This is a genomic window from Nannocystis pusilla (genome assembly GCF_026626665.1).
In the GTDB taxonomy this organism is placed as follows: domain Bacteria; phylum Myxococcota_A; class Polyangia; order Nannocystales; family Nannocystaceae; genus Nannocystis; species Nannocystis pusilla.
This window is the reverse complement of record NZ_JAPNKE010000002.1, coordinates 9,936,144-9,949,218: the sequence shown is the minus strand read 5'-3', so window position 1 is coordinate 9,949,218 and position 13,075 is coordinate 9,936,144. Positions and strand designations below refer to the sequence as shown.

Here is a 13,075-nt window from a genome sequence, read left to right as displayed (position 1 = left end):
CGTCCTCAAGACATCCGCGGGAAGCTCGGCGCTGCGACCGGCACCGACGCCCCGGCCAGGCGCGGCAGCGCGGCGAAGTCTCCGCGCAGCGTCCGCGGGACCTGATCGATCAAGGCCGCGAGCCGCTCCTCGCGAGTCATCCGGATCGCCGCGAACGCGCGGCCGGAGCGCTCGACATGGCTGCGCAAGCCGCCCTCGTCGAGCTCGAGCGTCCACCCTGGCCACAGCGCCGCGCACCCCGGCCCCGGGTGCGCCCACGGCGGATCGGCCTGCCACCAGTGGACGCTGCGCCGTGCCACGTCGACGAACAGCGTCTCGCGGACGTCGCGTTCGAGCCCTGCTCGCAGCATCTCGGGCCGCGGCCCGCCGATCTGCGCCAGCGCGACGAGTCGCGGGCCGAGGCGAAGCAGGCTGCCGAACCCACGCGAGCTGCAGCGCTGGTCGTACAGCGTGCCGTCGGTCGCGCGCACCGTGACCCATGCGTCGAGGCCTCGCTCGGCGAAGGCGCGCACCGCCTCGACGCCCTCCGCCGCGACCCACGCCGCCTGGTCGTCGGCCACGCACGCGAAGTCGGCCTGGTGTTCCAGCCACGAGGCAGTGAACAGAGCGTCGTCCGCGTCGACGAGGGTCGCGTCGGCGCGCGCCCGCTCGAGCTCCGGCGGCGTCCGCTCGAGCGCCGCCGCGAACTCCAGGAGCGGCAGGGCGGCCTCACGCAGGCGCCACTGCGGCCATCGCATCCTCGACAGCCGCAGAAAGTCGCCGCGCAGCGGCCCCGACCCGAACAGGTCGCCTGCCCAGTAGAGAAGCGCGCGGCGGTCGAAGTCGACGAATACTGCGCCGCACAGGCAGATGTCCATGTCCGGCGCCTTCCTCGGGTCGAGGCTGCCGACGTACGCGTCGATGTGCTCCGGCCCGCGCAACAGCGTGTGGGCGATGTGCGGCGCCGACCAGCGGCCGGCGTAGAAGCTGTCGCGCCCGGCGCGGCGGACCGCGTACATGCCGTCGCTGCTCATGCCCTCGAGCTTGCCACGCTTTCACGCGCGGCGAACAGGCCGACGCTCACGCGGCCATGCGTGCGCGCAGCAGCTCGCGCCACTTGCGGGCGCTCATCACCACGATCGCCAGCACGCACGTCAGCAGCGTCGCCGTCACCACCGTGTTGACCACCCCCATCGTCGCCGTCGCCGGGTCGCGGGTCATCGGCACGTAGACCTCGACCAGCGAGCGGAAGCCGGCGGTCAGCGTCGTCGTGCCGACGAACAGCAGCGGTCCGAGCGTCACCCACGCGTAGGCCGGGCGGCGGCCCTCCTTGAGCACGATCGTCGTCCCGACCGCCAGCGCCACCGAGGCCAGCAGCTGGTTGGCGATGCCGAACATCGGCCAGATCGTGGCGATCGATCCGGTCAGGATGAAGTAACTCCACCCTGCCACGATCACCAGCGACGACAGCACCGCCCCCGGCAGCCACGACGGGTCGCCGAGCTTGCGGTGGAATCGTCCCAGGAACTCCTGCAGCAGGAACCGGCCCACCCGCGTCCCCGTGTCGATCGTCGTCAAGATGAACAACGCCTCGAACATGATGGCGAAGTGGTACCAATAGTCGAGCAGCGTGCGCATGCCGGGCAGGCCGGAGAACACCCGCGCCATCCCGACCGCCAGCGACACCGCCCCGCCCGTGCGCGCCGCGATCACCTCGTCGGTCGCCTCGGCCAGGGTCGGCAGGTCCTCGACCTTGACCCCGAGGCGCTTGAAGTCGGCGGCGCTCAGCTCCGACGCGTGGACCGAGCCCGGGTCCGCGTGGAAGCCCAATGCTGCGAGTGACCCATTGGACAGGCGCAGCACCTCCGACAGCTTGAGCGTCTTCTCGGCCGCGGCGGTCGCCGACTGGCCCTCGCTCAGGCCGAGCCGCCGCCGATCGTCCGCCGTCATCACCGGGTCGAGCGCCGCCAGGGCCTCTCGCGTCGGCGCCAGCCCCCTCGCGTCGGCGATCACCGCGACCTTCGGGTCGGTGTTGATCGCGAAGTAATCGGCGGGCGGCAGCGCGGTCGCGGCCAGCAGCGCCGTGATGCCGACCAGCCCCTCCATCAGCATCGCCCCGTAGCCGATCGGGCGGATGTCGGACTCCTTGTCGATCATCTTCGGCGTGGTGCCTGAGGCGATCAGCGCGTGGAAGCCCGAGATCGCCCCGCAGGCGATGGTGATGAACACGAACGGGAACAGCGAGCCGCGGACCACCGCCGGGAACACCTCGCCGTCGACCGCGATCGTCCCGGCCCCGACCGCGTTGACGAGCGGCATCTCGATCACCGGGTTGACCAGCACGATCCCCAGCACGAGCAGCGCGATCGTCCCGATCTTCATGTACGACGACAGATAGTCGCGCGGGCACAGCAGCATCCACACCGGCAGCACGCTGGCGACGAACCCGTAGGCCGCGATCAGCAGCGTGATCGTCGTCTCCGACAATTGCAGCATCTCGCCCAGGGAGGAGTCCTGGACCTGCTTGCCGAACACCACGCACACCAATAGCAGCAGCACCCCGACCGCCGTCGCCTCGCGCACCCCCTGCGAGCTGCCGCCGCGCACCTTGTAGATGAAAAGGCCCATCGCCAGCGCGATCGGGATCGACGCGCCGATGGTGAACACGCCCCACGCGCTCTCGGCCAGCGCGCCGACGACCACGCGGCCGAGACCCGCGAGGGCGATGACGACGATGAACAGGATCGCCACGCCCGCGACCGCGCCGACGCCGGGGCCGAGCTCGTCACGGGCGATCTCCGCCAGCGAGCGGCCGCCGCGGCGCACCGACGCCGTCAGCATCACCAGGTCGTGGACCGCCCCGCCGAGGACCACGCCGATCAAGATCCACGAGTACCCGGGCAAAAAGCCGAACTGGGCCGCCAGCACCGGGCCCACCAGCGGACCGGCGCCGGTGATCGCCGCGAAGTGGTGGCCGAACAGCACCCAGCGCGACGTCGGGTGGTAGTTCTGGCCGTCGTTGCGCTCGTGCGCCGGTGTGCGCCGGGCGTCGTCGAGGACCAGCACCCTGGCCGCCAGGAACGCCGAGTAGTAGCGGTAGGCGATCGCCAGCACCGCCAGAGCCAGGATCATGAACCACAGCGCGTGCATGGACGGACGGCAGGCTACCACGCCCGCCGCTCACCGGCGCCGGCGGGCTCGGGCGCCCGGCCGGCGCGCTCAGGCGCGGCGCCCCGGCGCCGACGCGAGGGCGTGGGCCACCCCCGCCTTGAGGTCGCCCAGCACGGTGACCTGGCCGAAGTCGACGCCGAGCCGCACGATCGCCTGCGCCACCGTCGGCCCCACCCCGGTCACCACCGCCGCCGCGCCGAGCAGGCGGACGCCCGCGGCGGCCCGGGCGAGCGCCTCGATCGCCACGGTGTCCATGCGGCGCACGCCGGTGACGTCGAGGATCGCCGTGTGGGCGCGGTGCTGCGTCACCCCGGACAGCAGCGTGTCGGTCATCTGCGCGGCCCGCTGGGCGTCGAGCTTGCCGATCAGCGGCATTACCAGCACGCCCTCGGCCACCGGCAGCAGCGGCGTCGCCATCTCGAGCGTCGCCTCGAGCTGCGCCTGCGCCTCGGCGTCCTCGGCCAGCTTCTTGGCGGTCACGTCCTCGAACCACCCGATCACGCCGACGATCGCCCCGCTCGCGTCGCGCAGCGGGATGCGGTGGCGGTCGATCCAGAGCGTGCCGCCTTTCTCGTCGGGGAACGCCAGGCGCACGTACAGCCGCTGCTCGCCCGACTCGATCACGTCGACATCGTCCGCGCGGTACTCCGCGGCGCTGTCTCGCCACCACAGGTCCGTGTCCGCGAGCCCCACCAGGTCCTGCGGCGCGGCCAGGCCGCAGAGCTTCGCCATCGCCTGATTGCCGCCCAGGTACCGCGAGTCGCGGTCCTTCCAGAACATCGCCCACGGCATCGAGTCGGCCACCGCCTGGAACAGCGCCAGTCGCCCTGCGAGATCGGGACCTTCAGTCATGCGCGGCGACCGTATCACGCCGCAAAACGCCGTAAAGGGGTCCTCAGACGGCGCGTGCTGCCGACGGAGACGCCTGCGCCACCGGGAACGCATGCTCCAGCGCGGCGAGGTCGTCACGCGAGAGGGTGAGCGCTCCGGCCGCCGCGCTGTCGATGGCGCTGGTGATCTTGCTCGCCCCCGGGATCGGGATGATCACCGGCGAACGGGCCAGGAGCCAGGCGAGGGCGATCTGGAACGGGGACACGCCGTGGTCGGCGGCGACGCGGCGGAGCGTCGGATCGTCGGTGACGCGGTGCTTGCCGCGCGAGCCGTTGACGGGGCTGTAGGCGAGGTAGGCGATCTTCTCCGCCTCGCACAACGAGATCACCCCGTTGCCGAAGTCGCGGCGGTCGAACACCCCGCAGCGGTTCTGCACGCTGACGATCGGCGCCACCTGCTGGGCCCGGCGGATCTGCGCCGCTGTCACATTGGACAGGCCGATGTGCATGATCTTGCCGGCGCGGCGCAGCTCGGCGAGCGCGCCGACGCTGTCTTCGAGCGGCACCACGTCGTCGACCGCGTGGAGCTGGTAGAGCGTGATCGCCGGGACCTTGAGCGCCTTGAGGCTGGCCTCGCAGGCCGCCTTGAGGCGACGGGGGTGCGCGTCGGTGACCCATGCGCCGCCGGGTCGGGTGAGCCCGCCCTTGGTCGCCACGACCACCGACTCGGGCGCGGGCCACTGCTCGAGCGCCGCCTCGATCAGCTTCTCGTTGTGCCCGATCTCCGCCTGGTCGAGGCAGTACACGTCGGCCGTGTCGATCAGCGTCACCCCGGCGCGCAGCGACGCGTGCACCACCTTGATCGCCTCCGACTTGGACGGCCTGCCTTCCAGCGAGAGCGGCATGCCGCCGAGGCCGATGCAGGACACTTGGAGACCGGTGGAGCCGAGCGGTCGAAGGTTCATCGTGGTGGTCCTCGCGGGTGCGAACCGACCACTTAGCACAGAACCTAGAACATCGGACACGGGCACTTCTGCCCGCGTCCGTGGCCACTGCGCGTTGTCGCACGACGGCGCGTCGCCGCGTGTCCACCGCCGGTGAAACCCGTGAAGCCGATTTCATCTCACCGGGGTTTTCGCGGTCGTCGATCGAAGGACGAGCGCCGTGTTGCGGTCGCGTCATCCGGACGGCGCGCGTCCGTGCGCCGCGCGTCGCACCGCTGCGATGGCGCCCCCGATCGCGCGGGCTCGTGGTATGGCGGACGTCATGGTCTGGACAACTCGCAGCTTGCTTACTCTTGGTGTCGCGCTCCCACTCGCCGCGTGCAGCGACGACGGCGGGCGCCTCGACTCGGCCTCGGCCACCTTGCCGACCACCAACGCGACGGTGAACCCGTCGACCACCGTGTCGACCGACACGCCCACGGGCAGCGGCACCTCGACCGACGCCGGCACCGCCAGCGACAGCGACGGCAGCAGCACCACCGACGGCGTCGACTCGATCACCACCCTGCCGACCTCGACGACCTCGACCACCGTCGGCCCGACCACCGACGGTCCGGACACCACCTCGACGACCGTCGAGGGGCCCTGTCCCGAAGACCAGATCGAGTGCGACGGCACCACCGCCAAGGTGTGCGACGGCATGGGCGGCTTCAAGTCGGAGACCCCGTGCGCGATGGCCTGCGCCGAGCCGCTCGGCTGCGTCACCTGCGTGCCGGGCTCGACCCAGTGCGTCGGTCAGGTCTCGCAGGTGTGCAAGCAGGACGGCAGCGGCTGGGAGGACCAGAACGACTGCGACCCGGTGCAGGGCCTCGCGTGCGACCCGGGCACCGGCCAGTGCCTGGGCGCGTGCGCCGACCTCGGCCTGTCGTACATCGGCTGCGACTACTACCCCACCGTGCTGCAGCAGCTCGACGGCTTCCAGGCCAACCCGTACGCGGTCGCCGTCGCCAACACCAGCGCGAGCCCGGCCAACATCACCGTCACGCGCGGCGCCAACCCTGTAGCGATGGCCACCGTCCCGGCCAACAGCGTCCAGGTGATGGAGCTGCCGTGGGTCGCCGAGCTGTACTCCGGCACCGGCCCCTCCGTCCTCGTGACCGACGGCGCCTACCGCCTGCGCTCGACCCAGCCGGTCACCGTCTACCAGTTCAACCCGCTCAACGCCGACGTCACCAACGACGCCTCGCTGCTCCTGCCCGTCAACACCTGGACCGGCAACTACCTGGTCGCCTCGTGGCCGTTCTGGAACGGCTTCGGCTACGCCGGCTTCTACGCCGTCACCGCGCGCCACGACAACACCACCGTCACCCTCAAGGCGCCGAAGGGCGGCACCCCGACCCAGGCCGGCGGCGGCGTCGACGGCCAGGGCAACGGCGTCGTCGTCCTCAACGAGGGCGACGTCATCCAGGTCCTTTCGGCCACCAACGGCGACGAGACCGGCGCGATCGTCACCGCCGACAAGCCCGTGCAGGTGTTCGGCGGCCACGAGTGCACCCAGGTCCCGATCGGCATCACCGCCTGCGATCACCTCGAGGAGTCGATGTTCCCGATCGAGGCCCTGGCCAAGGAGTACATCGTCGTCCCGCCGTCGCAGGTCAACGGCAACGCCGAGAAGGCCGTGATCGTCCGCATCGTCGCCTCCGAGGCCAACACCACCCTCACCTTCGACCCCGACCAGCCGGTCAACAAGGTGCTCGCCAACGCCGGCGACTTCGTCGAGATCCCGACCACCGTCGCCAAGTTCGTCGTCACCGCCGACAAGAAGATCCTCGTCGCCGAGTACATGGTCGGCCAGGACGCCGGCTACGGCACCTCCGACCCGGCCATGCTCCTCGCGGTGCCGACGGCCCAGTTCCGCTCGAACTACCTGATGTACGCCCAGCCCGGCTGGAGCGCCAACTTCGTCGACATCCTCGCCCCGACCGGCGCCAGCGTCCAGGTCGACGGCGCCGCCGTCGGCAACTTCTCGGCCATCGGCGCCACCGGCTTCAGCCTCGCCCACGTCCCGCTCAACAACGGCACCGGCGGCACCCACAGCGTCAGCGCCGATCAGAAGGTCGGCATCAGCGTCTACGGCGTGCTCAACTACGGCAGCTACTGGTACCCGGGCGGCCTCGACCTCGACGTCATCCCGCAGTGATCCGACGATGTCCCCGGGGACATGTCTTTTACAACATGTCCCTGGGGCCTCATACGCCGCGCCGCTCGAGCGCGGCGAACAGGTCGGCCGTGAACTGCACCTCGTCGGTGGTCGCGTGCAGGTCGCGGCCGAGCGTCAGCGCGGCCACGGAGATCAGCATCGCCACCACCTTCGAGCGCACCAGGTACTCGACGTGGTCGAACGCGTCGTTGTGCTGCTTGCCCCACCGCTTGAGCTCGTCGCGGGCGGCGGGCGAGTAGCCGGCCATCTCGGCCCACTCGTGGAACACGGTCAGGCGGCCGAGGCTCATCTCGCGCTCGGCCCGACCGGTGTAGAATTGCAGGGCCCCGAGCGTCGCCTGGCCCTTGAGCCTGGTGATGAGGAACCGCTCCGCCGGGCGCCACAGCAGCACCTCGGTGCCGTCCACCTGATAGACGTCCGCGTCTGCGTCGTTCCAGGCGAAGCCCACCTCCGCAGGTGTGCCCGAAACCCCTGGCGGTGGGAAGTGCGCAAACGCCGGGCGGACATTATCGCCCGCCGCGTCTCGCCACGGCGCCGCGTTCACGGCGGCGCCGCGGTGGTGAGCTCCACCGTCACGCCGCGGGCGAGTCCGAGGCGCAGCGTCGTCCCGATCGCCACGCGCGTCAGCTGCTCGTACAGGTAGCGCCGCTCGCCGGTCACGTCCTCGCCGTCGACGCTGACGATCACGTCGCCGGCTTGCAGTCCGGCCGCCGCCGCCGGCGAACCGGGTCGCACCAGCGCGACCTCGAACTTGCGCTGCGAGGGGTCGGCCGCCGGCGCGCCGAGCTTGATCGCGTAGCCGAGGTCTCCGATGGTGTCGCCGGACTTGAGCCGCTGCTTGGCGACCCGGATCGGCGGCAGCTCGACCTCGGGCCCGCCGGCGATGGTGGTCGTCATCGTCGTCTGGCTGTACTCCACCGCCGCGCCGCGCGGCGCCGCCACCAGCAGCGTCACCAGCCCGACCGGCGCCCCCTCGACCGCGAAGCGGCCCTGGGCGTCGGTGCGCGGCACGTCGCGGTCGTCGACGGTGAACCCGCGGCCCTGGCTGACCCGCACCGCCGCGCCGACCACCGGTGCGCCCTCGAGGTCGACCACCGTCCCGCGCAGCTTGACCTTCGCCGCCAGCTCGACCCGCACCCCGGCCCGCTCCTCACCTGACCCGAGAGACACCTCGGTGTCCTGCGTGCCCTCGGGGGCGCTGACCGACAGCTTGTAGTCGCCCGCCGGCAGCTCGGCGAAGCTCCACGCCCCACCTGTCCGAAAGAACCGGTCGGTGCGCTGGTAGCCGGTCTTCGCGTCGCTCAGCGTCGCCGAGAATTCCTGCGGCGCCGCGCCGCCCTTCACCGCGACCGTGCCCGCGAGTCGTCCGGTCGGCTCGATCGTCAGCGTCACCTCGGCGCCGAGCGCCACGTGCTCGACCGTCGTCTCGCCGCCGCCGCGGCGGAACGCGCGGACCGTGTACTTGCCGGGGAACAGCTCCTCGACGGCGAAGCGGCCCTCGGCGTCGGTCAGGTGCGGCCGGTCGTTCAACGCGAAGTACCGCGGCGGCGCGCCGCCCGGCCCGCGCGCGCTCTCCGACTCGCGCGTGGCCTCGACGAACGCGTCGCTCACCCCCGCGCCGCCCTCGTCGCGCACCACCCCGACGATCTTGCCGTTGCCGGTCTCGACCACCAGCTTGACCGTCGCCACCGCGTCGGCCTCGACCGTCACCTTCGCCCCCTGCACGTCGTCGTCGCCGGTCCCCGGCGCGCGCAGCTTGATCCCGTCGCGCGTCGCCGACACCCGGTACTCGCCGGCGGCCGCCTCGGGCACGTGGAACGACCCGTCGTCGCCCGTCATCGCCGACGAGCGCCGCCCGGGCCCCTGCAGCGACACCTGCGCCCGCCCGACCGGGTTGCCGTGGACATCGCGGACCTTGCCGCGGAGCTGCCCCGACGCCGGCAGCTCGACGCGGATGTCCTCGAGGTCCTGTCCTTCGGGCAAGATGACTTCGATCGGCTTGTCCGGGGTCGGCCGATTGGCGCCCTTCGAGAACGCGCGCACCTCGTACTTGCCGGGCAGGAGCCCCGCCAGCGCGAAGCGGCCTTGCCCGTCCGAGTCGACGAACGCCGGCCCGGACGCGCGCGGCGGCGCCTGTCCGGGCTCGCCCTTGATCCGCGCCATCACGCTGATCCCCGCCGCCGGCTCGCCCTTGGCCGTCGTCACGGTGCCGCGGATCGCCCGCCCCGGCGCGACGTCCCACCGCAGATCCTCGATCGGCGCGTCCGCGACCGTCACCGGCGCGTACTTCTCGGCCGACACGAACCCCTCGCAGCGCACCGTCACCTCGTAGCTGCCCGCCAGGACCCCGGGGATGCGCACCCGTCCGTCGGCCTCGATCTCCGCCCCGAATTCGCGCTCACCTGCGCCCTGCAGGCTCACATGTCCCTGAGGACAGGACGCCCCGCCCGGCGTCACCACCACGGCGCCCGCGACCGTCGTCGCCGGGTGGGCCTCGATCACGATCGCCTCCGACGTCTCGCCGAGCCCGAGCACCACCTGCTCCGCCGCCATGCCGAACGCGTCGTCGGCGGTCACGCTCGGCTTGTACGCGCCGGGCGACAATTGAGCGATGCGGAAGTTGCCGCCCGCGTCGGTGATCGACAGGCCGCCGCCGCCGCCGAAGAACGTGTCGCCGCGCTCCGCGGTGACCTTCGCGCCCTCGACCGGCGAGCCGTCACCCGCGCGCACCACCTTGCCGACCAGCACCGACTCCGGCGTCAAGAACAGCTCGAAGCGGTGGCCCGGCGCCGCCCCGCGGTCGCTGCCGGGCGCGTAGCCGTCGGCGCGCGCGAACACCTGCGGCTGCCCCGGCGCGATCCACAGCGAGAACGTCCCCTCCGCGGCCGACGTGGTGAACGCCATGCCCGTGCCCGCCCACACGCCGCCCGCGCTGACGATCGCGCCCTCGACCGCCCCGCCGCTCAAATCTTTGACGACGCCGACGATCTCCACGCCCCCGCCGCGCAGCGTGATGTCGACGCCGAGCGCCTCGCCGCCGGCCGCGAGGTCGACCATGTCGAGGTTGGCCGGCTGATCATCGCGGGTGTAGAAGGCCGGCACGTGCCCCGGCGCCGACGCGCTCACCGAGTGACGCACCGCCCACAGCCCCTCGATCCGGTAGTGCCCGTCGCGCTCGCTGGCGGCGCACGGCGGCGTGAAGGTGTCGCGCGCGTCGAGCAGCCCGGACGCCGCGATCGCGCACACCTGCGCGCCCGCGATCGGCTGGCCCTTGTCGTCGCGCACGGTCCCGGCGATCGCCGCCTTCGCCAGCTTGCGCGGATCGATCTGCACCGCCGGCGCGGGCGGCCCGCCGACCACCGGCTGGACCGCCGGCGCTTCCTTCGCGCCCTCGACCTGCGCCCTTTCTTCCTGTCCCTTCAGACATGTCGCCCAGCCCACCCCGGCGACCCCCAGACCGATCGGCAGAAACCACAAGATCCGCGACCGACCCTCGCGTCCGCCGTTCCGCTGCGTCATGCGCTCCTGTCTAGGCCCTCGGGCCGGCGACCGTCAAGGCAGCCAGGCGGCCGCCCCCCGCAGCGGCACCGCCGGGGTCGTGACCCGGAGGACCTCCGTCGCGCCGCTCCGGGCCACCGCCCGGCGACGCTCTGGCCCATCGTCGCTTCACCGGCCGCGTCCGCCGCGGCCTTGGACCTGACTTCAAGGACAGGTCGGCAGTCGGCGGGGTTCTCGACCACGCCTCGCCCGGGCCTCGCCGGCCGTCAGTGCGCGCGGACGACCGCCGCGACCCGGGACGAGGGATGGTCGAGATCCCGCACCGACCGATCGTTCATCTCGCCTGGCTGGCCGCGGCCGCGTCGGGGAGGACCAGGGTGGACAGGGCGGCGAGCGAACCGCCGACGAGCAAGACACCGAGCAAATAGAGGGCACCGGGACCGCGAGGACGATAGCGTGGGCGCGTCATGCTTCGGGTCAACGACGCGCCTTCACCCGCGGTCTGCCGGCGCTGTCACTCTTCTCGCGTCCCGCGACCTCGGATAAGCTCGGCGTCGGCGTGGCCACCTCATCCACTTTCTTGCGCGACGCGTGGCTGATCGCCGGCTTCGACCTGCGCGAATCGATCCGGACCCGCCGCGCCCTCGTCCTCGCGCTCCTCTATCTGCTGGTCGCCTCGATCACGAGCTACATCTACGTCGAGGTCGTCCGCCTCGCCCAGGAGGCGACCTCGGAGGTCATCAGCAACATCTCCGACACCGGCGAGCAGGTCGCCGCGGCGGCCGCCGCCGGGGCCGCGCAGAGCGCCGGCTACAGCGGCCTCCTCTACATGATCGCCGGCGGCGACCAGGCGATCGCCAACCACCTGGCGACCTACCCGCCGATGGTGCTCGTGTTCGCGTGGTTCTCGCTCGGCGCCTTGCCGTGGCTGATCGCGCTCACCAGCTACGACCTCGTCGCCGGCGACCTCCACCTGCGCACCGTCCGATTCGTCGCCCTGCGGACCAGCCGCGGCGCGTTCGTCCTCGGCAAGCTGCTGTCGCAGGTGCTGCTAGTCGCGCTGATCGCCGGCCTCGGCATGCTGCCCGTGCTCCTGATCGGCGGCGTCTATTTGCCGCGCTTCGACGTCGTCGACACCGTGCTCGCCCTCCTGCGCGCCTGGCCGATCCTGGCCCTGTTCGCGTTCGCGGTGCTCGGCCCGGTCGCCTGCGCCTCGCAGCTCGTGCGCGGGCCCGGGGCCGCGCGCGCCCTGGCGACCTTCTTCCTGTTCGTGCTGTGGATCCTCGGGATCTGGGCCGCGTTCGCCCCGGGCCTGTCGGCGCTGCGCTGGCTGACCCCGTTCGCCTACAAGACCTATTTCTTCCACCCTGACCTTTTGTACAGGTTGATGAACGCGGCCGGCTGCGCCGCCCTGTGCGCCGGTTACACCTGGCTCGGCTTCCAGGTCTTCCGCCGGAGGGACCTGTGAACGCTCCCGCGCTCGCGCTCGCCGCCGTCCACAAGCGCTTCGGCGCCGTGCACGCCCTCCGCGGCGTCGATCTCCGCGTCCCTCGCGGCTCGATCTTCGCCCTCATCGGCCCCAACGGCGCCGGCAAGACCACCCTCTTCTCGGTCGTGTGCGGCTTCCTCCGCGCCGACCAGGGCAGCATCGACGTGCTCGGCGGCCCGCCCGACGTCATGCGCTTCAAGGGCCGGCTGGCGGCCCTGCCGCAGGACGCGGTGCTCGGGCGCGAGCTGACCGTGCGCGAGCACTTGACCTTTCTAGCCCGCCTTCAGGGCATGTCCCCAGAGACAGCTCGCCGCGAGGCCGAGCGCGTGCTGGCGATCGTCGACCTCGGCGAGCTGGCCGGGCGGCGCGCCGGCACCCTGTCGCACGGGCAGGTCAAGCGGGTCGGGGTCGCGCAGGCCTTCCTCGGCGACCCCGAGCTGATCCTCCTCGACGAGCCGACCGCGGGGCTCGACCCGCGTCACGCCCACGACCTGCGCGAGGCGCTCCGCGGCCACCGCGGCCAGCGCACGATCGTGATCTCGTCGCACAACCTGCAGGAGCTCGAAGCGATCTGCGACGAGGCGGCCTTCATCGAGAAGGGCCAGACGCTCGAGGCGGGGGCGGTGTCGGCCCTCACTGCGCAGGACGCCGAGGTGTTCGTGGTGCTCGCGCCGGGCCCGGAGCCGATCGATCAAGTGCGCGCGCACCTCGGCGACGTCGCGGTCGAGTGGGACACGCAGCGTCGGGTGCTCCGCGTGTCCTTTCAGCCAGGTCCGAACCGGGCCGCCGAGGACGTCATCGCCGCCGTGCTGCGCGAGCTGCTGGCCCAGGGCGCGCGCATCTCCGGCGTCGGCAAGGGGCGCTCGCTCGAGCAGCGCTACCTCGAGGCGACGCGCTGAGCTGTGACGCCATCCACGGTCCCCGGCGCCGAGACGGCGCTAAG

At 72.1% G+C, this 13,075-nt stretch carries 9 protein-coding genes; 3 read left to right on the top strand and 6 right to left on the bottom strand.

Annotation, left to right across the window (positions count from 1 at the left end; genetic code table 11):
* Positions 1-5: 5 nt before the first annotated feature.
* From OV079_RS44040 to OV079_RS44025, 4 genes are all read right to left on the bottom strand, one after another.
* Entirely contained in the window at positions 6-1,013 is a 1,008-nt protein-coding gene (locus OV079_RS44040) for a hypothetical protein (RefSeq protein ID WP_267775802.1), read from the bottom strand.
* A gap of 46 nt (positions 1,014-1,059) precedes the next feature.
* Entirely contained in the window at positions 1,060-3,129 is a 2,070-nt protein-coding gene (locus tag OV079_RS44035; RefSeq protein ID WP_267775801.1) for a carbon starvation CstA family protein, read from the bottom strand.
* Between the two features lie 69 nt (positions 3,130-3,198).
* On the bottom strand, positions 3,199-4,002 hold the full coding sequence (locus OV079_RS44030) for a PAS domain-containing protein (RefSeq protein ID WP_267775800.1): 804 nt from the start codon (positions 4,000-4,002) through the stop codon (positions 3,199-3,201).
* Between the two features lie 43 nt (positions 4,003-4,045).
* Positions 4,046-4,945 carry an aldo/keto reductase gene (locus OV079_RS44025; protein WP_267775799.1) on the bottom strand — a complete coding sequence of 300 codons (900 nt, stop codon included), beginning with the start codon at positions 4,943-4,945 and terminating at the stop codon, positions 4,046-4,048.
* Positions 4,946-5,267: 322 nt separating this feature from the next.
* On the opposite strand from OV079_RS44025, the gene OV079_RS44020 reads away from it, so the two are divergent.
* Positions 5,268-7,124 carry an IgGFc-binding protein gene (locus tag OV079_RS44020; RefSeq protein ID WP_267775797.1) on the top strand — a complete coding sequence of 619 codons (1,857 nt, stop codon included), beginning with the start codon at positions 5,268-5,270 and terminating at the stop codon, positions 7,122-7,124.
* 49 nt (positions 7,125-7,173) lie between these two features.
* Here OV079_RS44020 and OV079_RS44015 read toward each other — a convergent pair whose 3' ends face one another.
* Positions 7,174-7,593, bottom strand: coding sequence for a hypothetical protein (locus OV079_RS44015; RefSeq protein ID WP_267775796.1), 420 nt, complete (start codon positions 7,591-7,593; stop codon positions 7,174-7,176).
* A 92-nt stretch (positions 7,594-7,685) separates the two neighbouring features.
* On the bottom strand, positions 7,686-10,664 hold the full coding sequence (locus tag OV079_RS44010) for a carboxypeptidase regulatory-like domain-containing protein (protein WP_267775795.1): 2,979 nt from the start codon (positions 10,662-10,664) through the stop codon (positions 7,686-7,688).
* A gap of 538 nt (positions 10,665-11,202) precedes the next feature.
* Here OV079_RS44010 and OV079_RS44005 point away from each other — a divergent pair.
* Together OV079_RS44005 and OV079_RS44000 are read left to right on the top strand one after the other, a co-directional pair.
* Positions 11,203-12,111, top strand: coding sequence for an ABC transporter permease (locus tag OV079_RS44005; RefSeq protein ID WP_267775794.1), 909 nt, complete (start codon positions 11,203-11,205; stop codon positions 12,109-12,111).
* Complete coding sequence (locus OV079_RS44000) at positions 12,108-13,031, top strand: ABC transporter ATP-binding protein (protein WP_267775793.1); 924 nt, start codon at positions 12,108-12,110, stop codon at positions 13,029-13,031. The genes OV079_RS44005 and OV079_RS44000 overlap by 4 nt, the downstream gene beginning before the upstream one ends.
* The last annotated feature ends 44 nt before the right edge of the window (positions 13,032-13,075 follow it).

Bases quoted from the DNA above. Each gene is read 5' to 3' on its own strand.
- OV079_RS44040 (WP_267775802.1), bottom strand. From the start codon at position 1,013: ATGAGCAGCGACGGCATGTACGCGGTCCGCCGCGCCGGGCGCGACAGC.
- OV079_RS44035 (WP_267775801.1), bottom strand. From the start codon at position 3,129: ATGCACGCGCTGTGGTTCATGATCCTGGCTCTGGCGGTGCTGGCGATC.
- OV079_RS44030 (WP_267775800.1), bottom strand. From the start codon at position 4,002: ATGACTGAAGGTCCCGATCTCGCAGGGCGACTGGCGCTGTTCCAGGCG.
- OV079_RS44025 (WP_267775799.1), bottom strand. From the start codon at position 4,945: ATGAACCTTCGACCGCTCGGCTCCACCGGTCTCCAAGTGTCCTGCATC.
- OV079_RS44010 (WP_267775795.1), bottom strand. From the start codon at position 10,664: ATGACGCAGCGGAACGGCGGACGCGAGGGTCGGTCGCGGATCTTGTGG.